The 21,668-nt window shown below is 69.2% G+C and carries 21 protein-coding genes; 11 read left to right on the top strand and 10 right to left on the bottom strand.

The genetic code is table 11. The features are described 5' to 3' along the window. Window positions 1-157 precede the first annotated feature (157 nt). From LFM09_RS43950 to LFM09_RS43925, 6 genes are all read left to right on the top strand, one after another. Window positions 158-343, top strand: coding sequence for an FxLD family lanthipeptide (locus LFM09_RS43950; protein WP_414102572.1), 186 nt, complete (start codon window positions 158-160; stop codon window positions 341-343). Between the two features lie 202 nt (window positions 344-545). Beyond that, a complete protein-coding gene (locus LFM09_RS43945) occupies window positions 546-3,530 on the top strand; it encodes a lantibiotic dehydratase (protein ID WP_414102571.1) in 2,985 nt (994 codons plus the stop codon). Further along, window positions 3,527-4,774: a lanthionine synthetase C family protein gene (locus LFM09_RS43940; protein ID WP_414102570.1), complete on the top strand. Its 1,248-nt coding sequence runs from the start codon at window positions 3,527-3,529 to the stop codon at window positions 4,772-4,774. The genes LFM09_RS43945 and LFM09_RS43940 overlap by 4 nt, the downstream gene beginning before the upstream one ends. A gap of 25 nt (window positions 4,775-4,799) precedes the next feature. Then, a complete protein-coding gene (fxlM, locus tag LFM09_RS43935; RefSeq protein ID WP_414102569.1) occupies window positions 4,800-6,926 on the top strand; it encodes a methyltransferase, FxLD system in 2,127 nt (708 codons plus the stop codon). A 5-nt stretch (window positions 6,927-6,931) separates the two neighbouring features. Beyond that, on the top strand, window positions 6,932-8,047 hold the full coding sequence (locus tag LFM09_RS43930; RefSeq protein ID WP_414102568.1) for a hypothetical protein: 1,116 nt from the start codon (window positions 6,932-6,934) through the stop codon (window positions 8,045-8,047). 63 nt (window positions 8,048-8,110) lie between these two features. Next, window positions 8,111-8,752 (top strand): HAD family hydrolase, encoded by a 642-nt coding sequence (locus tag LFM09_RS43925; RefSeq protein WP_414102567.1) that lies wholly within the window; start codon window positions 8,111-8,113, stop codon window positions 8,750-8,752. A gap of 74 nt (window positions 8,753-8,826) precedes the next feature. On the opposite strand, the gene LFM09_RS43920 is transcribed toward LFM09_RS43925, so the two are convergent. Together LFM09_RS43920 and LFM09_RS43915 are read right to left on the bottom strand one after the other, a co-directional pair. After that, a complete protein-coding gene (locus tag LFM09_RS43920) occupies window positions 8,827-9,582 on the bottom strand; it encodes an abortive infection system antitoxin AbiGi family protein (RefSeq protein WP_414102566.1) in 756 nt (251 codons plus the stop codon). 115 nt (window positions 9,583-9,697) lie between these two features. Further along, on the bottom strand, window positions 9,698-10,978 hold the full coding sequence (locus tag LFM09_RS43915; RefSeq protein WP_414102565.1) for a helix-turn-helix domain-containing protein: 1,281 nt from the start codon (window positions 10,976-10,978) through the stop codon (window positions 9,698-9,700). A gap of 439 nt (window positions 10,979-11,417) precedes the next feature. Here LFM09_RS43915 and LFM09_RS43910 point away from each other — a divergent pair, with 439 nt between their 5' ends. The 5 genes from LFM09_RS43910 to LFM09_RS43890 all read left to right on the top strand — a co-directional run bounded on the left by LFM09_RS43910 (window position 11,418) and on the right by LFM09_RS43890 (window position 14,535). Then, window positions 11,418-11,903: a 6-pyruvoyl trahydropterin synthase family protein gene (locus LFM09_RS43910; RefSeq protein WP_414102564.1), complete on the top strand. Its 486-nt coding sequence runs from the start codon at window positions 11,418-11,420 to the stop codon at window positions 11,901-11,903. Further along, a complete protein-coding gene (locus LFM09_RS43905) occupies window positions 11,900-12,619 on the top strand; it encodes a 7-carboxy-7-deazaguanine synthase QueE (RefSeq protein WP_414102563.1) in 720 nt (239 codons plus the stop codon). The genes LFM09_RS43910 and LFM09_RS43905 overlap by 4 nt, the downstream gene beginning before the upstream one ends. An 87-nt stretch (window positions 12,620-12,706) precedes the next feature. Further along, window positions 12,707-13,231 (top strand): NUDIX domain-containing protein, encoded by a 525-nt coding sequence (locus tag LFM09_RS43900; protein ID WP_414102562.1) that lies wholly within the window; start codon window positions 12,707-12,709, stop codon window positions 13,229-13,231. After that, entirely contained in the window at window positions 13,215-14,093 is an 879-nt protein-coding gene (locus LFM09_RS43895; protein WP_414102561.1) for an inositol monophosphatase family protein, read from the top strand. The genes LFM09_RS43900 and LFM09_RS43895 overlap by 17 nt, the downstream gene beginning before the upstream one ends. A gap of 268 nt (window positions 14,094-14,361) precedes the next feature. Continuing rightward, window positions 14,362-14,535 (top strand): hypothetical protein, encoded by a 174-nt coding sequence (locus LFM09_RS43890; RefSeq protein ID WP_414102560.1) that lies wholly within the window; start codon window positions 14,362-14,364, stop codon window positions 14,533-14,535. A 44-nt stretch (window positions 14,536-14,579) separates the two neighbouring features. Here LFM09_RS43890 and LFM09_RS43885 read toward each other — a convergent pair whose 3' ends face one another. The 8 genes from LFM09_RS43885 to LFM09_RS43850 all read right to left on the bottom strand — a co-directional run bounded on the left by LFM09_RS43885 (window position 14,580) and on the right by LFM09_RS43850 (window position 21,164). Next, window positions 14,580-15,071, bottom strand: a complete 492-nt coding sequence (locus LFM09_RS43885) for a helix-turn-helix domain-containing protein (protein ID WP_414102559.1) — start codon at window positions 15,069-15,071, stop codon at window positions 14,580-14,582. A 13-nt stretch (window positions 15,072-15,084) separates the two neighbouring features. Continuing rightward, the gene (locus tag LFM09_RS43880) at window positions 15,085-15,564 is read right to left on the bottom strand and encodes a hypothetical protein (protein ID WP_414102558.1); all 480 of its coding nucleotides are present in this window, start codon (window positions 15,562-15,564) and stop codon (window positions 15,085-15,087) included. A 132-nt stretch (window positions 15,565-15,696) separates the two neighbouring features. After that, window positions 15,697-16,101 carry a hypothetical protein gene (locus tag LFM09_RS43875; RefSeq protein WP_414102557.1) on the bottom strand — a complete coding sequence of 135 codons (405 nt, stop codon included), beginning with the start codon at window positions 16,099-16,101 and terminating at the stop codon, window positions 15,697-15,699. After that, window positions 16,098-16,412: a hypothetical protein gene (locus tag LFM09_RS43870; RefSeq protein WP_414102556.1), complete on the bottom strand. Its 315-nt coding sequence runs from the start codon at window positions 16,410-16,412 to the stop codon at window positions 16,098-16,100. Before LFM09_RS43870 ends, LFM09_RS43875 begins: the two co-directional genes overlap by 4 nt. Beyond that, window positions 16,399-16,638 carry a helix-turn-helix domain-containing protein gene (locus tag LFM09_RS43865; protein ID WP_414102555.1) on the bottom strand — a complete coding sequence of 80 codons (240 nt, stop codon included), beginning with the start codon at window positions 16,636-16,638 and terminating at the stop codon, window positions 16,399-16,401. Before LFM09_RS43865 ends, LFM09_RS43870 begins: the two co-directional genes overlap by 14 nt. A gap of 22 nt (window positions 16,639-16,660) precedes the next feature. Then, complete coding sequence (locus LFM09_RS43860) at window positions 16,661-18,778, bottom strand: helix-turn-helix domain-containing protein (protein ID WP_414102554.1); 2,118 nt, start codon at window positions 18,776-18,778, stop codon at window positions 16,661-16,663. Further along, complete coding sequence (locus LFM09_RS43855; RefSeq protein WP_414102609.1) at window positions 18,775-19,644, bottom strand: SAM-dependent methyltransferase; 870 nt, start codon at window positions 19,642-19,644, stop codon at window positions 18,775-18,777. Before LFM09_RS43855 ends, LFM09_RS43860 begins: the two co-directional genes overlap by 4 nt. 251 nt (window positions 19,645-19,895) lie before the next feature. Then, window positions 19,896-21,164 (bottom strand): sigma-70 family RNA polymerase sigma factor, encoded by a 1,269-nt coding sequence (locus LFM09_RS43850; protein WP_414102553.1) that lies wholly within the window; start codon window positions 21,162-21,164, stop codon window positions 19,896-19,898. Between the last annotated feature and the right edge of the window lie 504 nt (window positions 21,165-21,668).

Here is a 21,668-nt window from a genome sequence, read left to right as displayed (position 1 = left end):
CCCTTCACCAGAACGCGCCGCTGGGGATGCGCGGTGGTTGAGCCGCCCTCCACTTCGATGTGGATTCCCGTTTATGGGCGTGCTGGTGGGGTGCTTGATGCACCACGTCGGCCTCGACGCGCGGGACTCGGAGCGTGTAACCCATGAAGGAGGATCTGTGACGGTTCAGATGGAGTGGTCGCCGACCACGGTGACCGTTCCCGCTGCGGCGGGCGCGGCGGGCTCGGAGTTCGACCTCGACATCACGCTGGTCGAGGTGGTGGACCCGGCGCATCTGATCAACATGACGGATGACGGCTGCGGGCACACGTGCGAGAAGTCGACCTGCATCAGCGCCGCCTGATCATCACGAGCGATCGGACGTCGGCCCGCCTGGGTCGACGTCCGATCCCCGTCCACCACCTCCTGAAAGGTTCCCGGTGACAGCGGCCCCGCCCAACCGTGCCGACTTCCGAGCCGCCAGTGGTGCCTTGATTCGAGCAGTTGCCGAAGGTGACTTGCCGCTCCCGGCGTGGCCTGTGTTCCAGGCGTCCGAGGCTGAGGCTGTGACCGGATGGGTGGCCTGGCTGCGTCAGGCGTGGGAGATCGATATCGTCCGCGATGCCGTCGGCCACGCGAGCCCGATACTTGCTGACCGCGTCCGCACCTTGTGCGCTGCTGAAGACCCTGGCGGGCGCGACGTGCGGCGGGCGGTGTTGTCCGTGATGCGCTATCTGCTGCGGTTGACCGGCCGCCCAACGCCCAATGGCTTGTTCGCCGGCGTCGCCGCAGCCCGGTTCGCCTCGGTGCCATTTCAGCGTTCGGGCAGTAGTCACGAAGCCGTGGCGGCAGCTGACGCTGGGTGGCTCGCCGAGGTCATCGGCCGGGTGGAGAGCGAGCCCGCCGTCCTGAGCCGATTGGTCGTCATCGCCAACACGACGCTGATGGTGCGGGGCGGACGCCTCGTCGTGCCGTACCAGCCGAACACCACCAGCCAGGGCACTGGAGCTGTTGAAGTCGAACTCCGGTATTCCGGCCCGGTCCGCGTGGCGGTGGACGGGGCACGCGAACCGCTTCGCTTCGATGCCTTGCACGCCAGGGTCCAGGCGAGCTTTCCGCACGCCGCTGCGAGCACGGTGACCGGCTTGCTGACCGCCCTGGTCGCCCATCGGGTGCTCGTGACCAACCTCCACGCGCCGAGTACTGAGTTCGATCCGCTGGGCCACCTGGTGCGCGAGCTGGCGTCGGTCGGCGAGGCTGCGGCCGAGTACTACGTGGCTTTGAACGACCTCCGCGCTCGGTTGCAGAAGCATCGGCGCAGCGGCGTAGCGGTGCGGCGCACGGTGCGGGCGGATGCCACCGCTTCCATGACGGAACTGGTTCCATTGCGGCGGAACCCTGTCACGGTCGACCTGCGGCTGGATATGGATGTCGCGCTGCCCGAGACGGTCGCCCGCGAAGCCGAACGTGCCTCGCTGCTTCTGGCGCGTCTGACCTCCCGACCTGGGCCCGCAGCGAACTGGGCCGCCTATCACCGGCGCTTCTACCAGCGGTTCGGCACGGGGGCTCAGGTGCCGCTGCTGGAGGTCGTCGCCGACAGCGGGATCGGCTGGCCCGATGGCTACCCCGGCACGACGACGACCGCCGCTCGCCTTCCGCGGACGTCTCGGGACGAGCGGCTGCTAGCCCTCGCCCAAACCGCCGCATTGGACGGGCAGCACGAAATCGTTCTCGACGAGGCGTTGATCGCCGAGCTGGAGCAGGCGCCTCTGCGCTCGGTGCGGCTGCCCTCCGATCTGGAGCTGTGCACCCGTCTCGACTCCACGGACATGTCGGCCCTGAAGGCGGGGAAGTTCCGGCTCGCGGTCACCTCGGTATCCCGATCGGCCGGCGTCGTCACCGGTCGCTTTCTGCACCTGCTCAACCAGCACGAACATCAGACGTTGACATCGCCGCTGCTCGGATCAAGCGAAGACGAGGCGCTATCGGTTCAGTTGTCGTTCCCGCCGCTTGACCCCGCAACCGGGCACGTCGCCCGCAGCATCCAGGTCCTACCGACCGTCGTCAGCCTCGGCGAGCACCGCGATGCCACCTCGGGTTCGGTGCTCACCGCGGCCGACCTGGCGGTCAGTTGTGACAGCAACCGCTTGTACCTGACCGCTCCTGACCTCGGCGTCAGCGTGGAGGCATGGAGCCTGCACGCACTGAACCTGCGCAAGCACACCCCACCGCTGGCCCGCTTCCTGCTCGAACTCACCCGCGCACACTGCGCGGAGGTCACTGACTTCGACTGGGGCGCGGCGGCGACCCTGCCGTTTCTTCCCCGGCTGCGTTCCGGCCGCGTCGTGCTGTCCCCGGCGCGGTGGCGACTGCCTGCCGGTGACCTTCCCGGCCGGACCGCCGACTGGGCAGGCTGGAACGCCGCGCTGGCCCGGTGGCGCGCCCGCCGCCGTCTTCCGCAGGTCGTGCTCCTGGTCGACGGGGACTGGCGGCTACCTCTGGACCTCGCCGAGGACGCGCACCTGACGCTTTTGCGCGAGCACCTGGTCACTCATCCCCATGCGGTGCTGGAGGAAGGCCCCGCCGAGAACGCCTCCGGGTGGCTCGACGGCCGGGCCCACGAAATCGTCGTCCCCCTGGCCGTCCGCCAGCCAAAAGCCACAGGGCGACCGCCACGTCCAACGCGTCACCGCATCGTCCGGCCCAGCGAACACGGCCTGCCTCCTGGTGCGTCCTCATTGCTGTTCGCCAAGCTCTACGGCGACCCTCGACGCCAGAACACCGTGCTCGCCGAGCATCTGCCCGCCCTGATGGGGCAGTGGGGCGAGGACCAGCCGCGGTGGTGGTTCCTGCGGTTCCGCGAGGGCGACGAGCACTACCTGCGCCTGCGCATCACGCTGCGCAACTCCGACCCGACGCTGTTCGGCGAGGCCGCAGGCCGGATCAGTACCTGGACCGAGCGACTCCGCCGGCAAGGGCTGCTCCGTGAGGTGGTCTTCGCGACCTCCTACCCGGAGACCGGCCGCTGGGGCTCCGGTGCGGCGCTGACAGCCGCGGAGGCCGTGTTCACCGCCGACTCCCGCGCTGTGCTCACCCAACTCGCCCAGTCTCGGCGACCTCACCATCACGCCCTGACCGCGGCGAACCTCGCCGCCATCGCCGTCGCATTCACCGGTGGCACCGAGGCAGGGATGCGGTGGCTGGTCGACCACGTCCCGGCCAAGCAGTCCGCCGCCGTTCCCCGCACGGTGTTCGCCGAGGCGCGTCGCCTGGCCGACCCCAGTCAGGACTTCCAGGTCCTGCGTGGTGCGCCGGGCGGAGCAGCGATCGTGGAGACGTGGGCCGAACGAGCCGCGGCGCTGGCCGCCTACCGATCACAGCTGTCCGGGACCGACGCCGAAGGCGTCGACCCGGACGCCGCCTTGGGTTCCTTGCTGCACAGCCACTTTCTGCGGGCCTGCGGCATCGAGCCCGAGGATAAGGCGGTGTGCCTCTACCTGGCCCGGACCGCGGCCTTGGCCTTCGCTGCCCGCACGGGAGGAGCACGATGACCGTCGACCTCGCGGCAGATGCCGCGGTCGAGTTCGCGGTGGAGATCGCCGACCGCCTCGCCCGACCCGACGCCGCCGATCTGCCGACCGATCAGCCGTGGTGGCACCAGTCCCTGGCTCACGGAGCGCCCGGCGTCGCGCTGCTGCACATCGAGCTGGCGGCAGCCGGGATCAGGCCGTTCGACCGCGCCCACGAGTGGCTGACCGTCGTCGCGGGCAAGCCGGTCACCGCCGGGGCGAGCACCGGCGGGTTCTACGGCGCGCCGGCCGTCGCCCGTGCCCTCGCGGGCGCCGCCGCAGTCCACCCTGGCGCGTACCGGTCCGCACTCGCGCCGTTGGCACGGCAGATCGCCGCCGATGCCCATGCCCGCGTCAACACCGCACATACGCGCATGGACGCCGAGAAACGGCCGCAGATGGCGGAGTTCGACACGATCCGCGGCCTCGCCGGGCTCGGCGCCTACCTTCTGCACCACGATCCCAGCGGCAGCGCCCTGCGAGCCGTACTGGGCGCCCTGGTTCGCCTCACCCACCCGATGACGATCGCGGGAGAGGCGCTGCCGGGGTGGTGGACCCTCACCGGTCCCACCGGTCGCGTCGAGGAAGAGTTCCCCGGCGGCCACGGCAACTTCGGCCTCGCGCATGGCATCAGCGGCCCCCTGGCGCTGCTGGCCCAGGCCCTGCACCGAGGCATCACCGTGGACGGGCAGCGCGAAGCCGTCGAGACGATCTGCGCGTGGCTGGACTCCTGGCGCATCGACACCCCCGGCGGGCACCGCTGGCCCTACATGATCACCAGAGACGAGGCGCGAACGAGACCCAAGCAGGTGCGGCACAGCGGAGCCACTCGCCGCCCGAGCTGGTGCTACGGCGCGGCCGGGATCGCCCGCGCCCTGCACCTCGCCGCCCTAGCCCTGGGCGATGACTCGCGCCTCCAAATCGCCGAAGACGTCCTGATCAGCGCGGTGACCGACCCGGCCCAGCATGTGTTGGTCAACGACGCCTCGCTGTGCCACGGCTACGCCGGACTCACCCGCATCACCGCCCGCGCCGCCACCGACGCGACTGGCTCCTCCGCGACTCGACTCAACACGCTGGCCACCGAACTGCTCCGCCGAGCGCGTAGCCACCCCGTCCCCGAAGGCCCCGGCGTGCTGGAGGGCATCGCCGGGGTCGGCTTGGCCGTCCTCGCCGCCGCGACCGAGCCCGCGACGAGCTGGGACACCTGCCTGCTGATCACCTGACCTACCCGAGAGGAGACCCGCGCTGATGCCGCCGGACAGCCGCTGGCGCCACTACCTGGTCGAGTTCGCCGACCCGTCCACCGCCGAGCACACGGCCGCGACCTCGTTGGCGCCCGCGCTCGACCAGGCTCAGCAGGACGGTGAGATCGACACGTGGTGGCACCTGCGCAAGATGCCCGCCTGGCGGCTGCGCTACCAGCCGGCCAACCCTGACACGACCGTGGTCGACACGCTGCTGGCCGACCTGGCGGCCGACGGACAGGTCGCCCGCTGGACCCGCGGCATTTACGAGCCTGAGAACCTCGCCTTCGGCGGCCCTACCGGAATGGACATCGCGCACACGCTGTTCCACCACGACAGCCGCCACTGCCTCGCCCGCGCCCGCGAGCCTGCGCCAGCGGCCTTGGGGCAGCGGGAAACCACCGTCCTGCTGTTCAGCGCGATGCTGCGCGCCGCCGGGCTGGACTGGTTCGAGCAGGGCGACGTCTGGGCCAAAGTCGCGTCACTCCGGCCTGCAGCCCATGTCGATCACATGGATTCCCAGCGCACCAAGCGGTTGGGCCAGGCCGTGCGGCGGCTGATGACCACCAACACGCACCGGTTCTCCGATGTGGCACCCGACCAGGTGCCGCAGACCTGGTGGGCAGCGTTCGACCTCGCCGGCCGCCAGCTCGCCGAGCTCGCCCGCGATGGCCACCTCGAGCGGGGCCTGCGCGCGATCTTGGCGCACCACTTCATCTTCCACGCCAACCGCGCCGGACTCTCCGGGCCCGACCAGGCCACCCTGGCGACGCTGGCCGTCAACGCCGTCTTCCATGCCGATTCACCCAGCACGCCTACCCGGCAGGCACCAGCCGGGACCACCTCCAACACCGTTAGGGCTCCAGTAATGACGAGCACTGCCAGCAACGCCTCCACCGACTCCGCCGACGAACTGCGCGCCCAACTCGCGGACCGCCTCGTCAAAGACGGCACTGTCCGCACCGACGCCGTCGAGGCGGCGTTCCGGCAGGTTCCTCGCCACCTGTTCCTGCCCGAGGTCGGACTGGCCGAGGCGTACGCGGACGAGCCCGTCTACACCAAGCTTGAGGGCGACGGCACCCGCATCAGCGCCGCATCGCAGCCCAAGATCGTCGCCATGATGCTCGAACAGCTCGACATCCAGCCTGGAGAGCGGCTGCTCGAACTCGGCGCGGCCACCGGCTACAACGCCGCCTTGATGGCCACCCTCACCGGCCCGGCCGGACACGTCACCACCATCGACATCGACGAAGACCTCGTCGACGGCGCCCGTAAGCACCTCGCCGCCGCCGACATCAGCAACGTCGCGGCGGTTGCCGCCGACGGCGCACTCGGCCACCCGGAGAACGCGCCCTTCGACCGCGTCATCGCCACCGTCGGCGCCCACGAGATCCCCACCGCCTGGCTCGACCAGCTCAAGCCGGGCGGACGCCTGGTGGCCCCAGTGCGCCTGCGCGGATGCGCCTCGCGCAGCGTCGTCTTCGAACGCGAGCAGGACGGCTGGACCAGCCTCGGTAGCGAGATGGCGATCTTCATGCCGCTGCGGGGCCTCCGCGACGACGCCCGCCGCGTCCTCGACCTCACCGGCACCGGACTCAACCCCGGCGACGTGACGCTGCAAACCCACAAGGACAACAACCAGGCCACCGACGCGGATGCGCTCGCCGGGGTCCTCGACACCCCCGCCCGCGAGGTGTGGACCGGCGTGCACTTCGTCCCGATGGAGTCCTTCGAGTGGCTGGACCTGTGGCTGGCCTGCCACCTGCCCAACCCCCTCATGCGCATGGAGGTCACCCCGGCCGCCAAGGACAGCGGCCTGGTGCGGCCGATGTTCCCCAGCGTGGCAATGGCTACCACCGCCGCCGACGGCAGCCTCGCCTACCTCACCATCCGCGCGGCCGAGCCCGGCCCCGACGGCGGCCGGCGCTACGAAGTCGGCGTCATCGGCCACGGCCCCAGCGACCAGGACCTCGCCGACCAGGTTGCCGCCGAGATCGTCACCTGGAACCAGGGCTTCCGGTCGTCGACCGTCCGCTTCGCCATCCCCGACATCCCGCCCCAGCCGGACAACAACCCGGGCCGCGTCGTGCTGGACCGTCCCATCAAGCCCATGACCGTCATCTGGGAGTAACCGTCATGGACCCCGCCGGCCAGTTCGCCCGCCGCTTCCCTCTCGTCGCCCGCACCCGCCCGGCCTGCGTCCCGCTGGCCCGTCGTGCGGCCGAGCTGTGCGACCGCGCTCGTGAGGCCGCACGCACCGGCGACCTCACCGAGGCAGCCGCGGTGCACAACCAAGCAGCACTCGTCGCCTCCGACTGCGGCCTGCCCGACCTGGCCCGGCAGTGGTGCCACCAGCAGGTGAACCTCTACCTGCGCGCCCGCCCTTTGGGCGCGCAGGTAGCCCGCCTCGCTCTCGAACCGATCACCAACCTCGCCCGCCTCTACACCCGTGAGGGGCACGGCGAGCGGGCATTCACCATCATGGACACCTTGTTCACCGCGGTCTCGGCTCGCACCGAAACCGACGTTGATGGCATCGAGATCCCTGCCGACCTCACCGACTCCACCGAGACGCACCAGCAGATCCGCAGCTGGTTGTGGGCGGTCCTGCTGGCCACCGGCGCACGCGCTCTCGCCGCCGCCGGACGCTGGACGCAAGCACGCGCCCGGCTGGAGGACTACAAGGGCATCGGCCGCCGGATGCTCGACGGCCGCCAGATCGCGGTCATCACACAGGCTGTTTCCGGAGACACCGACGGCGCTCTCGCCGTCCTGGCCGACACGACGCCAGGAGAACCGTGGGAGAACGCCGTGACCGCGTGCCTGACCGTCCAGTGCTATACCGACTCGGACATCCCCGACCTGAACAGCCTCATCGAGAAGTACCGCGCCCTCGACATCTCTTCGCCTGGCCTTGCGGTGTTCCACACCCGCCTGGGCCTGTCCTTCGCGGAGGCGATCGGCTCGGTCGCCGAACCCCACGCGCGGTCCATCGCCCTCGACCTCATCGACCACGCGGTCGACAGCCGCGATGGATACGTCGCGCGCGACATCCTCCGCCACGACGGCTGTCACGAGCTGCTCACCCACTCCCAGGAGAAGAACCTCTCTGCCCTGATCGAAGCCTGCGCGCTGGACAGCGGGACGATGCCCCAGTACGCCCTGACCGCCCTGACCACAGCGCTTGCTCAAGCCGAAGAGGTCATCGCGGGTGCCTGCCCGGTGCGGCACCGGAGCAATGTCACCGGGTAGGCACGTTGCGGCGACGGTCCCCCTGTGTAGCGGCTTACCCGCTGGTGACGTAGGAGTAGGGGCATGGTGACCGCGGTGGTGTTCGACGTGGGCGAGACGTTGTTGGACGACTCGCGCGAGTGGGGTGCGTGGGCCGACTGGGTCGGTGTACCGCGCCACACCTTCTCCACGGTTCTCGGCGCCGTCACCGCCGCTGGACGGGACAACGCCGAGACCTTCCAGTACTTCAAGCCCGGCTTCGACCTAGCCCACGAACGCCAGCTGCGGGAGGAGGCCGGGCTGGGCGAGCGCATCGAGGACAGCGACCTGTACCCCGACGTCCGGCCTGGCCTGGCCGCACTGCGCGAACGTGGCTTGTGGGTGGGCGTGGCCGGCAACCAGACCGCTCGCGCTGCTGTCCTCCTGCGCGAACTGGGGCTCCCCGTGGATGCCCTTGCGACTTCGGGTGAGTGGGGCGTCGCCAAGCCGACACTCGAGTTCTTCGCGCGGGTGGCGGAGATGGTGCCCGACGGCCCCGCCCAGACGCTGTACGTGGGTGACCACCGGGACAACGACGTGGTAGCTGCGAAGGCGGCGGGGTTCAAGGCGGCGTTGATCAAGCGCGGTCCTTGGGGCTACCTCTGGGCGGACGATCCACTGGTGCGCCGCGACGCGGACTGGGTTATCGACTCTTTGTTCGACCTGCCGGACTTGGTCCGCCCCTAGCCCGACGCCGCCCGGCGAAGGATCCCACCGGCGGGCGAACTGTGAGTACCCGGCGAAGAACCGCGGGACGGCGCTTACGTGGGAAAGGGGCCTTTATCACGAACGCGGGCAAGAGCCGCAATCATGCGCTCCAGCCCCCATCGCGCATCAACGATCGCGGGAACGCGAAAGTACTCACCCCAAGATTCGATGGTGCGAAGCAAGTCATTGTGGTCGTCTTCGGGAGCGAATACAACCACGATGTCCTGTGGCGTGAACCCGAAGTGCCCTACGTGTCGCCATTCTCGTTCCCACCAGAACTCCTTCCGCACCCCGCTGGGCGTCCCCATCTGCTCCATGAAGGGCGTCAGCCGCAAGATCGGAGATGCGAGGAGGTCGTCGGTTGCGGGCCCAGGCGCACCAGGTGGAGTGGCATCGGTGACAGCTTGCTGCACGAGTTTGTTGACGGGCGTGGTCAGCCAGTCGTGTCCTGGGCTGATGTCGAGATACCAAACAGGGTTCGCGCCCTGCTTCCGCGTGAACGTCCTCGTGAACGCGAGGCCGTAGCCGTTGAACCTGATCTGGCGATTGTCGATGTCCTGGCACATCATCCACGCGTGTTCAAGCGGGGTTTCGGTGAAACACACCGTCCGCTGCGAATCGGCGACATCAGGATTCGTCTCTGCCAGGCGTTTTGCCATTCCATAGACGGTTCGGGCCTCGATGGTCTGGCTGTGCAAGATCGCTTCGAGGTTGTCCCGCCCGGAAGCTCCTCCGCCGTCCCTCGTGAAGTGGACGACGAACGTCGACAGGTCGGAACGACGATGGAGCAGTTCTTCGATGGCAACCACGTCGGCCACCTTGGCATAGCGCACCGCACGGCCGGCTCTCACCCCGGCAGGCGGTCGCTGGATCGTGATGCGCTTGGCCCGGCATCGTCAAGGAGAGCGTGACCAGTGACCGACCTCAGCTGGCGCGGGCCCAGGCGGCGAGGTCGACCAGTCCGGAGCTCGGAGCGCTGTGGGTGCGCAGCAAAGCCGAGAGGGACTGACGGACCTGGGGATGAGCGCGGGTGTGTTCGGGCGCGGCTTGACGAGCGGCCTGCAGGCACAGGTACGCGTCTTCGTGACGGCCGAGTGTGAGCTGGGCGCGGGCGAGGTCGATGAAGTAGTGGGAGCGGCGTTCCGCAGGCAGGCTGCTGGGCGGCTGCCACGCAGCCGCCCGTTCGATCCCTACCGGATCACGCAGTTCGACGGCAACTGCGAGCTCGTGGATGCGCAGGGAAGCGGGTCCGAATGCGGTGCCCCGGTATACGCCCTCGGGAACGACAGTTGAGGCGCGCCGGGCTTCGCGCAGGTGGTCGGCAGCTCGGTCCGGCTTGCCCGCGCGGCCGGCGACGACTGCGGCGCGCATGTGCAGGGCGCCGAACGCGGCCGAGGCCGAGGCGGTCTCGAGGTCGGGCACGCGGTCGGCGGCGAGTTCGAGGGCGCGGGCGGCGATGTCCAGGTCGCCGGAAGCGAAGAAGGTCTCGGTGCGCACGTACGCCACCGCGGCCAGCAGCAGCGGGTCCTCGGCGAGCTGGGCGGCCGAGCGCATGAGGTCGATCAATCGCGCTGACAAGTCCAGGTAGCCGAACTTGAAGGCCACTCCGTCGGCGGCCCGCAGCGCCAGGGTGAGCAGGGCGGCGGCGTGGCGGCGGTCGGCGCTGCCGCCGAGCTGGCCGACGCGGGCGAGTTCGGTGATGAGATCAGGTAGGCGGCGGACGAGGCTGCCGTAGCGGGACTGCAGCCGGTCGTCGCTGGCGCGAGCGATCTCGCCATACAGGCCGGCCGGGCTCCTGGTCGGCCCATCGTCGGGCAAGTCCAGTCGATCGAGGGCACGGCGCAGGCGCGGGATGGCGGCGTGGATGACGTCAACCTCGGCGGCGGGTTCCCGTTCGCGGCTGTCGCTGGCGGATGGTGTCGGCCCGACCACGTCAACAGCGATCGTTGGCGCATCCAAGATCACAGGCGACGCGGTTCGGCTGGAGCGTCGGACGGTGTGGCGCAGCAGGTCGTCCAGCTCCTCCAGGGAGACCTGCAAGGCGTGAGCCAGGCCGGGTCGCTGCCACGGCTGGGGTGACTGGACGCCGCGTTCCCATCGTCCGATGGTGGTGCGCTCGACCTTCAGCGCGAGAGCAAGGCTTTCCTGGGTGTAGCCGGCGGCTTCGCGAGCAGCGGCGAGCGGAGTGAGTGGTCGTGCTGCCATCGCGCGTCCCTCCTTCCGGTCCCTCCATAGCGCACAGTACTCGCCCGTTTTCGCAGCGTACGACGGGTGTCGCCTCATGCGTGCCTCGCCGACGCCCTGTAACCGACCGACCAGTCCACCCCCGTCGGCCACCACACTGCCGATCCATGCACTCCCTAGGGGCGTTGGAGATCTCGCCGAGGAAACATGCTGGTCAGGCTGGGTGCCGCCCCGTCGACGCCTCGCAACCGCCGCACGGTCGCTCTGGTGATCCAGGTAGTCAGCGCCGTTGACTGGGCCTCGGGGCCTGCGGTGGTCGACCCCCGACCGGCCACCGCAGGTCGTACTCGATCCGGCCGTCTGATACTGCGGAAAGTGAGCTTGGTTCAGTGCAGATGCGCGAGGTGATGCTGCCGCAATCGCCCCGGTCGATCCGCTGGCCGAGCACGGGGGTCTGCTGATGCCGCACAAGATCACCGTCGAGCACTCGTTCGAGACCGGGCACCGACTGCCGCACCTGGGTGGCAAGTGTGTGAGCCTGCACGGCCACTCTTGGTCGGCCGCGGTGACAGTGAGTGCCCCGGAGCTGAGTCCCGAGGTGACCGTTGTGGAGTTCGGCGCGCTCAAGGTGGGGCTTCGGCGGTGGATCGACGAGCACCTTGACCATGCCACGATGCTCGGCGCACGCGACCGGCTGATCGAGCCGTTACTCGCGGAGGGAAGCCGGGTTTTCTGCTTCGGGGTCGAGCGCCCGGCCGACGTCGCCGAACAGTTCGCCTACGGGTTGCCGTGGCCGACGGTGGAGGCGGTCGCGGTCCTGCTGGGCCGGGTCGCCGAGAGCGTTTTGGCTGGCCTTCCTTGCGCCGTCGGCGCCCGAGTCGAGCGAGTTCTGGTCCGCGAGACACGGCTCAACACCGCCGTCTACGAACCTCCGGTGCCGCGATGAGCACCGCCAGGTCGGACACAGCCGTGACGCTGGCGGTTAACGAATTGTTCGGCCCGACCTTCCAAGGCGAAGGCCCCAGCCAGGGCAGGCTGGCTCGTTTCGTGCGCTTGTTCGGCTGCCATCTCACCTGCGGCTGGTGCGACACCCCGCAGACCTGGGACCGGCGTCGCCATGACCTGACCGCCGAACAGCGGCATATCGCTGTCGCCGACATCCTGGACTGGCTGTCCGATGCGCCCGACGGCATGTTGGTGATCACCGGTGGCGAGCCTCTGCTTCAGCAACGCGCCCTGGAGCCGCTTCTGATCGCCATCAGGCAGAACAGCCTCGCCAGTGAGATCGAAGTGGAGACCTCCGGCACCATCGCGCCCAGCCCGGCCGTGGTCGAAGCCGTCACCCGCTTTATCGTCTCGCCGAAGCTGGCGCACTCTGGCTTGCTTGAGCGGCAACGCCTCCGTCCCGCCGCGCTTCGGCAGTTCGTGCTGTCGGGTAAAGCGATCTGGAAGTTCGTTGTTCAGTCCGTGCCGGACCTGGACGAGGTCGAGAACCTGGTGGTCCAGTATCGGCTCGATCCGGTGTGGGTCATGCCCGAGGGCACCGACAGCACCACGGTGCTGGACCGTTTGCGGTTGCTGGCTGACCTGGTGCTCGAACGAGGCTGGAACCTGACCTCCCGGCTGCACATCCTGTTGTGGGAGAACGCCCGTGCCCGCTGACCCCAACGCGCTGGCCGCCGAACACGGGCCCGCTCCACCCGACGTGCGCGTTTCGACAGCACTCCGTCCATCGATCGTGAGAGCACTATGACCACCACCCCTCCCGCTCTTGGCCCGCTCGTCGCGGTGTACGCCCTCGTCGGACACGACGAGTGCCTTCTCGTCGTCCGTGACCCGGACGCCACCACGTATCGGCTGCCGGGCGGCCTCGTACGAGCCGGTGAAGCTGTCGAGGACGCTTTGCGGCGCATCCTGCGGGAACAGGTCGACGCCCGCGCGGCCCACCTGGATTTCTGCGCCGTCGTGGAACTGCGCGAGCAGCACGCGGGCACGCAACCCACCGTCTTCGAGCTGGCCCTGCTGTTCGACGTGACTCTCACCGACCCCAGTGCGGTCCGGGTTGACCACGGCGAAGCGCGCTGGGCCACGACACCGAACTCGGCCACCTGGACCTGCGGCCGACGGCGCTCGCGGATCGGTTGCGCACCGGTGGACCGACCCGCGAACGGCCGTGGTGGCGCGCCCGGTCCTGACCGGACGTCCACCGCGTGTTCATCCGGCGCCATGCCCGCCAAGAAGCAACCCCGAAGGAACCATGTCGTCGGCACTTGACCTCACCGCCGCCCTGCCGGCGGCCCACGCCGCGATCGACCTCGCGGTCGAGCACGTGCTCAGCCACCCTCCACGCAACATCCGGTACAAGGGAGACCGGAATCCGGTCTCCGAAGTGGACGAGACCGTCGAACACCTTGTCCGGCAACGACTGAGCGCGCGCGGCCACGCCGAGATCGGGTTCGTGGGGGAGGAGACCGGAGCGGTCGGCAACCCGGACACCTACTGGGTGCTCGACCCCATCGACGGCACGATCAATCACCAGCACGCCAACCCGCTGTGCGCCATCGCGCTCGGCCTGGTCCACCACGACCAGCCGGTCCTAGGCGTCACCGCGCTGCCTTTCCTCGGCCACCGCTACTGGGCGGCCCACGGCCAAGGCGCCTACCGCGACGGCGACCCGATCAGCGCCTCCACCACCGACGTCCTCAACAAGGCCCTGGTCGGGTTCAGCGACTACGGCAGCGGTGCCGACGAAGGTTTGCGCGACGTGCTGTGCGCCGCCGTAGACCGCGAACTCACCGCCCGAGCTCAAGGGCTACGCCGGTACGGCTCCTCCGCTCTGGACCTGGTCTGGGTCGCCGACGGCACGCTGGATGCCTGCGTGCTGCTCGGCAACCACACCTGGGACACCGCGGCCGGCTCCGTCATCGCCCGCGAGGCCGGTGCCCTCGTGCTCGACGCCGACGGCAGTCCGCACTCGACCAGGTCGCGCTGCGCGATCGCGATGACGCCAGGGCTACGGGACGAGGTGTTGCCGTTCCTGCGGGTGCTGCGTGGTAGCCGCTTCTGGCCCGACCAGAACGAACCCGATGGCTTCGACCACCGGACCGCTGCTCCCAGAACCGAAGTCCTGGCGTGAACGGGAGTACGTCGTGGTCATCATGGAGCGGGATACTGATGGCGCGTAGCGAGCAGCGACGGCTGCGCGAGCGAGGACACCATCCAGTTCGAGGACTTACCGGTCTTCGGGGAAACAGTGGACATCGTCGACCTGCTCCTCGACGTCACCGACTCCGCCCAACCGGGGTGCGCTCGGGCCGAACCGGTCGAGCTGTGGAAGCAACGAACCCCAGACCTGCTGGACTGCGCGGCAGCGGAGGTCACCGCTGCCAAGCAGAAATGCAGCTATGCCCACGCACAGACTGCGCAAGTCCCTGCTGTTCCTGGAAGGACCCGGAATGATCACCCGCGTCTCCGGAGAAGCGAGCGCCGAGGTGGTGGTCACCGACCGGGCACGGCTCGTCGACTGCGCTGGCGATGGGACGAGCAGCAATTCGGCCTCCACGAACCTCGCGCCCTGACGGAGCGGCGTCCGAGTCGGCGCGGTTCAGGACTGTTTCGGCTGTCAGCCGCAGGTGCGCGGCGACAGACGGTAGACCTCGAAAACGCGCTCCTGCTCCTGGGCCGTGAGATGGCACCCGGCACAGGAGCAGGAGCACTGCGGCGCGCACCGGCACCCGAAGCCCTTGCTGCAGCACCAGTGCGCGAAGGACATCGCGGAAACCGGAGACCCAGCGAAGGCAAGCACAGCGGCCAGTTCGTGACGACCGGGCACCTCGTCATAGTCAACCGGGAGCAACTTTCCTTGCGCTGCAAGGCATGTGTCGTAGACCTGCTGGAGCGTCGCAAAGACGTTGACGTCGAGCGCCGCACAGAGGCGGACGAGCGACTCCATAGACGGCACCATGTCGGCGACAATGAACTTGCCGAGTGCGCCCGGCCCTAGGCTCGCACGCTTCACCGTCTCGGTGTAGCTCAGGCCAGAGCGCTCCAGGAGGGTCTTTAGCGTGTCCGCCATCGCGCGGCGGTAGGAGTCTCGGCTAACGTCGTGGTACACGTGAGGACCTTCGTCAGTCGCTGGTGGACACCTGATGCGGATCGTTGTCCGCCGGTAACGCCAGCTTGTTCAGAGGCGCGGGCCGCGGTAGCCACGTCCGGAGCAAACCCTGGCGTTGGCGAAGGCTGAGATGGCAGCCCTCGCACTCGCAGGAGCAGTCAGCACCGCATACGCAATCGAGTGGCGTTCGGCAACACCACTGGACAAAGGCCAGAGTGGACGTTGGCAGGCATACCCACAGGTACGCCATCGCAACGCCGAAGACGTCTCGACTCTCCTCGAACGCCGACGGCGGAAGCTTTCCCTTCGCCTCCAGCACGTACCGATAGCTGTCGCAGAGCAGGCCCCACATGTCGACATCGAGGAACTCACACAGCCCGGACAGGTCGGTCAGCGAGACCCAATGACGTCCGGACTCAAGGCCGACGACCTCGTCTACGGGAATGCTCCACGAGCGAGAGTGCCCTTGGATGTACACATCTTCGACGTTCACGCCCCTGCGCTCTCGGTGAGCACGTAGCTCCACGCCGACCTTGCGCAACCACGCGGAGCGCTCCGACTCGTTGACCTTTGTTAGCGAACGCACAACTATCCCAGGGGAGAAAGGTATGTCCAGAGTGGACGACTACTCGGCCGCGTCGCCGTTCTGCTCGGGCCGTGGGGTGACATCGACGTAGGTGCCGATGGCTAGCGCTAAGGCGTCCTGGTTACCGCGCCACATGACGAGTGCCGCGGCGCTCAGCGCGCCGGTTCCAGCAACCAGTGCGACGACCGACCATGGCGAGCATGCGCCGGTAGCGACGTACAGGACCGCAACGACGTTCAGCGAAAGGCCGAGGGACAGAAGTACCGCCGCACGACGCTCCGCCGTCGCCCAACCGCGAACAGCCTTGCTGCCGGGCGAGAGTACGCGGACCACCTGCGTCTGTGCAGGGCCGTCAAGGAGGTCGGCTTTTCTGGCGAGGTCGGCGAGGCGCGTCGTGGCGAACACGGCACGCACGTCCGGGAACTGGTCGAAGTCGTCACTCACGACGTCCAGGCCCCTTCCGGCATGTCCTCCAGCAGGTCCCGGAGCCGCGCTTGCGTCACCGGGACCTGCTTCTGAAGCTTCTGCGCGATGTACGCGCCGTATGCCAGCTTGCACTTCTCGCACTCCGGCGTCGTGTCACTTGTCGACCCCAGCTGGTCGACGCCGTATTCCGCGCCGCACTCCGTCCTGCGCGTCTCCCCGACGTAGTCCATCGGGAAGGCATGGCTTTCGTAGCCCTCGGTTTCGAGCAGGATCTCCAACGCAGCCACGGTGATCACCGGCTCGTCCTGCCGAGCTTCAACGCGGAGCACGCGCGCGCCCTCGGTTGGAATCGGTCCGGGTAGCGCCGCCACGGCCACGCAGCACCACTCCGGACTCGGTCAGGATCCGGTGTACGAAGCCGTACGAGCGGTCCGTGGCCTCGGCCAGTGCGCGGATGCTGGCGCCCATTTCGTACTTCTTCCTCAGGTCAGCGGCCATCTTGACGCGGGCTTCCCCGGTGATCCGCGTCCCCTTGGCCGTGGTGCGTGTTGTCATGCTGGTCGCTCCTCTTCGCGGTTCAGGCGGTCGGTTGGTCGAGGGCGGCGCGCCGGTCGATGACGGCGGCCTTGCTCTCGTCGGCGCCGGGGCCGGCGGCGGTGTAGTAGTCGATGGCCTGGCCGTAGCGGCGGTGGGCCTCGGCGGTGTCGCCGAGCGCGGCGTGGACCTCGCCGAGCACGGTGCACAGGTCGGCCAGGTAGCCGACCGAGCCGTAGTCGCGCACGGCCTGCTCGATCGCAGCCAGCTCGGACACCGCCTCGGCGGCGTGCCCGTTCAGCGTCAGAGCCCGCGCCAGGTGCAGGACGGTGCGGGCGTGGCCGATGTCGTCGCCGATGCCGGCGAACATGCTCGCCGCCAGCCGGAGGTGGTGAGCCGCGAGCCGAGCGTCGGCGATCTTGGGGTGCAGGGCGGTTTCGCCGAGGCGGCGGTGCCGCAGCGCGATGCTGCGGGCGTCGTTCATCTCCTCAGCGATGTCCAGCGCCAGTTGCAGGTCCGGCAGGGCGGCGTGTGGGTCGTCGGCCTTGAGGTGAGCACGGGCGCGAGTGGACAGCGCGCCGGATCGCAGCCACGGGTCGCCGACTTCGGCGGCGCGCTCGACGGCGATGGTGCAGATGGCGACGGCGGCCTCGTGGTGGCCGAGGTTGGTCTCGCCGAAACCCTGCCGGGTGCGGCAGACCACCTCCAGGATGTGCCCGGCGTCGGCGGCGGCGTTGGCCCCGAGGAACTGCGAGCTCACCAGCTCACCGGCGGTGTAGTTCGGGCGCAGTGGGTTCCACAGGACCTCGCCGAACTGGTACACCAGCTCCGTCCAGCCCTGATCGGCGGCGACCTGCTGCGCCGCGAGGAGGTTGACACGTTCGGTGTCGGCCCAGTCCAAGGCGACCTTGGCGTCGTCGAACATGCCGGTGTCGAGGTCGGCGTAGACGTCGCTGAACCGGCGGGGGAAAGGGTTGATGACCTTGTCGGCTTCTGCTGCGCGCCGCAGGTACCACTCGATCATCCGGCGACGGACCGTCTGCCGCTCGGTCTGGTCGTCCTGGTCGGCGAGGGCTTGCACGTGCTCGCGCAGGACGTCGTGCAGCCGGTAGCGCTCGTCGCCGGTCTCGGTGACGAGGTTGGCCTCCACCAGCCGTCCGAGTCCGCGGTCGACCTCGCTGACCGGCACGTCGAGCCCGGCGGCGAGCGGCTCGGCGGTGAACTCGGCGCCGGGGTGCTCGGCCAGGCCGCGGTAGAGCCTGGCGGTGGTGGCGTCAAGGTCCTCGTAGCTCATCTGCAGCACTCCTTCGACGGACAGCTCGTGCGGGTCCGAGGCGGTGGCGGACGCCTCGGCGAGGTGGGTCAGGCGGGTGATCAAGCGCGCCGGGTCGCGCCGGGGATGTGCGGCGAGGTGGGCTCCGGCGATGGTCAGGGCCAGTGGGTGCCCGTGGCAGCGGGCGGCCAGGGCGTGGAGCAGGTCCTCGCCGAGAGGTTGCCGGTCCTCGTCGAGCAGGCCGGCCAGGAGCGCGGCGCCGGTAGCAGCCGGGAAGCAGTCGAGGTCGAGGTGGCGGAATCCCACGACGGCCAGCCCGGCAAGGCGGTGGCGGCTGGTGACCAGGATCGTGCCGCGCGCTGTGGCCGGTACCAGGGGGCGCACCTGCTCGGCGGAGCGGGCGTTGTCGACCAGCACGGCCACCGCCTTGTCCGAGGTGACCGTCCGGTACAGCGCGACCAGTTCAGCCGCCTCGCCTGGCAGGTCGTCGGCGGCGACACCGAGCGCACGGAGCCATCCGGCGAGAACGTGCGGTGTAGACGGTGGCGGATGGCCGCTCCAGCCGTTGAGGTCGACGTGCAGCACGCCGTCGGGGTGGCGGTCGTGGTGTGCGTCGAGCCAACGCACCGCCAAGCCGGTCTTGCCGACCCCGCCCAGCCCGGTCACCACCACGCGGGTCGGGTCCGCCGTGGTGAGCAGACGGTCCAGCCGCTCCCATTCATGTGCGCGGTCGACCCAGGTGCGCGCGGGCGGCGGAAGCTGCCGAGGCACCGGCACCCGGTCCTGGGGAGCGTGCAGGACGATGGTGTCGGCGGTGACCGTGTGAGCTTGCAGCACCTGGCCGTGGACCGATCCCGACACGGTGTTGATGTGCTCGGCTTCGTTCATGCACGCTCCGCTGGCTCGTGGCGGCGGCCAGCGAGCACGGCGTTGCCCCACAGGCACTCGCGCCGGACGAGGGTCAGGCCGTCCGGTCGCCACAAGCCGATCGGCGCCACGCCGTCCGGGTGCGGTTGCCACGGTCCCAGCAGGTCAGCGAACTGCCGCCGACTTCGGTGGACGAACGTGATCCCGGCCCTGGCGAGACAGTCCTCGACCGCAGCGGCCGACTCCAGCCCGAGGACGATGCGGTCGGCGTGCGAGGCGGCCAATAGCGAACCGGGTGCCAGCCGCTCGTGGTACCCGGCCAACGCGGCGGCCGGGTCTTCGGCGTCGGGCAGGCAATGCAGCACCGACCCGGCCACCACGCCCACCGGGCGGGTCAAATCGAGAACCCGAGTCGTCACGGCATGGTCGAGTACTTCCTCGACGTGCCGCAGGTCGGCCTCGATCACCCCGGTGCTCGGATCGTCCTCGCGGACGACCAGACGGAGACCGGCGATAGCTACGGGGTCGCGGTCGACGTAGACGACGCGGGCCTGGGGCTGCTCGGCCTGGGCGAGTTCGTGCACGTGGCGAACGCCGCCCAGGCCCGCGCCCAGGTCGAGAAACTGTTCGATCCCGGCGGCGAGCATGTGCAGCACCGCGCGACGTACAAAGGCGCGGCTCTCGCGGACGAGCACGTCGTAGCCCGGCACCAAGGCCATGATCGCGTCGGCCACCGCACGGTCGGAGGCGAGGTTGTGCCCGCCGCCGAGCAGGTGATCGTAGATCCGGGACAGCGACGGCACGTTGACATCGGCCGGCACGCCCCACTCGTGCGCGCCCTCCTGCGTCGCCATCACCGTGTCGTTCTCCCCGCCCCGGCTCGTCATCACGAGCCCGATTAGCCGCGCACCTTGGCCGACTCCGGCAGGCTGACGGGTAGCGGTTCGCCCGCTGCCTGAAGTCGACCGAGTCGATTGGTGTCGGCGATTAGACCGGCGGTAGGAAGATCCGAACCAGAGCGGGACCAGGGCGCTCGTGAGGCGTTGGTGGGGCGGCACCCCACCTGAGCACCCTTTTTACCTCGGCCATGATCACTCGCATGGGTGACACCGAGCGCGGCCGGGTCGAGCTGGGTGGGTCAGTTCTCGTCGAAGTGCGCCTCGGCGGCGCGGCGGATCTGTGCGAGTCGCTTCGACACAGCGCTGTGGTTGGCGTAGCCGAGCACGTCGGCGATCTCGGTCTTGTTGGTGACGCCGCTGTTGAGCAGCACGACGATCTGCCGGTTCCGGCCATCCAGCAGCGTGAGGAAGTCGTTGGTGACCAGGTTGCCCAGCACCTCGCTCTCCGGTCCCTGGACGGGGACGGTGTCGGTCAGCTCGACGAACTTCACCGTCACCTTGCGCCGCTTCCCGTGCAGCTTGCGCTCGAAGTCTTCGCGGGCGTACGACCAGTGGCTGGAGAAGTCGTCCTCGACCCGGTGGGAACGAACCGCGTCCAGGATGCCGCGCAGCCGGCCGGTCCGGTCGGCGGCCTCCACGGTCTCGACCACGGCGTCGCGGGCGTCGTCCTCGCCGAACCACACTTGTCCGCCCATCCGCGGGTTGCCGGCCACGGCCCCGGCGAGCACGCTGCCGTCCTCCAAGGTGACCGGGCCGGGCGTCTTGCCCTTGTCCACCTCGGGAAAGTCCCGCAGGCGCTCCTGGATGGTGGCGGTGACCGCGGGCACCCAGAAGTCCAGGTTGTGAGCCAGCAGCCGGATCGGGTCGTCGGCCGAGAACGCCTTCATCTTCGACCCCGACACCAGGTGCGGCCACACCGTCCACGCCCACGCGCGGGCCAGCCGTTCCTCGAAATCGAGCGGCAGGAAGTCGTCGATGCCCGACCAGTCGGCCATAAACGGCCACTGGCCGCCCCGCAGCAAGGGCAGCCCGAACATGTCCAGGACGCGCTTGGGCAGCAGGTGGAACAGCGGCGCGTACTCGAAGTACCGCGCCCGTGTCCGCGGCACGAAGGTGACGTTGACGTCGCCGAGATCGGCGATCCTGGCCATCGGCTCTGGCAGGTCGTCCAGGTCGAAGAAGCGCCGCCGGAACTGGGCCGCATCCCACAGCATGTTCCACTGCGCGATCGCGAGAAACTCTTCAGGCGAGGTGTAGGCGGCCGGGAGCGTCACATACTCCGGCGGAGCCGGTTCGAGCGGCCGGACCACGCCACCGAAGATGAACCCGGCCGAGATGTTCCGCAGCTGCGGGTACTCCTCCGGACAAGCATCCGCCTCCGGGAGGAACACGTCATCACGGCGCCACTCCAGCACCTCGGCAGGGGTCGGCTCCTGTTCGCCGCGCACCTCGCCGTCCACCATCTGCTGCTCCACGCTGTGACCGGTCCGCTCGTCGATCTGAGTCATACCCCCATCACGACAGTCTCCGCCGGATTCGTTCCGGACACGCCCGGCCCGAGTGCTTCTCACCTCCGGCGTGACCGACCAAGATAGCCAGGCGCGCACGGTGCATCCGCACTGCGGCGAACCCGCCAGATTCCAGGCGAGTCGAACATATGTGCGAGCACGGTGGTAGTTTGCCGACGTGACTCCACCGCCTTCACCCCCCGCGCCGGACGGCGCACTGCGCTACCGAGTCGACCAGGACGGCACGACGATCGCCGTCCTGCCTGCTACCTGCAAAGGCGGGCGCCATGTCTTCGTACCCGGAGTCGGCCGGGCAACGTATGTGGAGGGCGAGGTTCATGTGCACTGCCCTGCCTGTGCGGCGACGCCCGGAGTCGACGCGATCTGGCGCTTGACTAGTAACCGTCCAAGCCCCGATCGTGCCGAACTTGACGACGAACCCTACGGCGATCTGATTCGCCGTCGTGTGCGGACAGCTGTCGGCGCGAGGTAGGTCAAGCCGCC

Origin of the sequence: Lentzea alba (genome assembly GCF_047445655.1) — a bacterium.
GTDB lineage: Bacteria > Actinomycetota > Actinomycetes > Mycobacteriales > Pseudonocardiaceae > Lentzea > Lentzea alba_A.
Note: the sequence above shows the minus strand (reverse complement) of the source record. Positions and strands in the feature narration are given on the sequence as shown.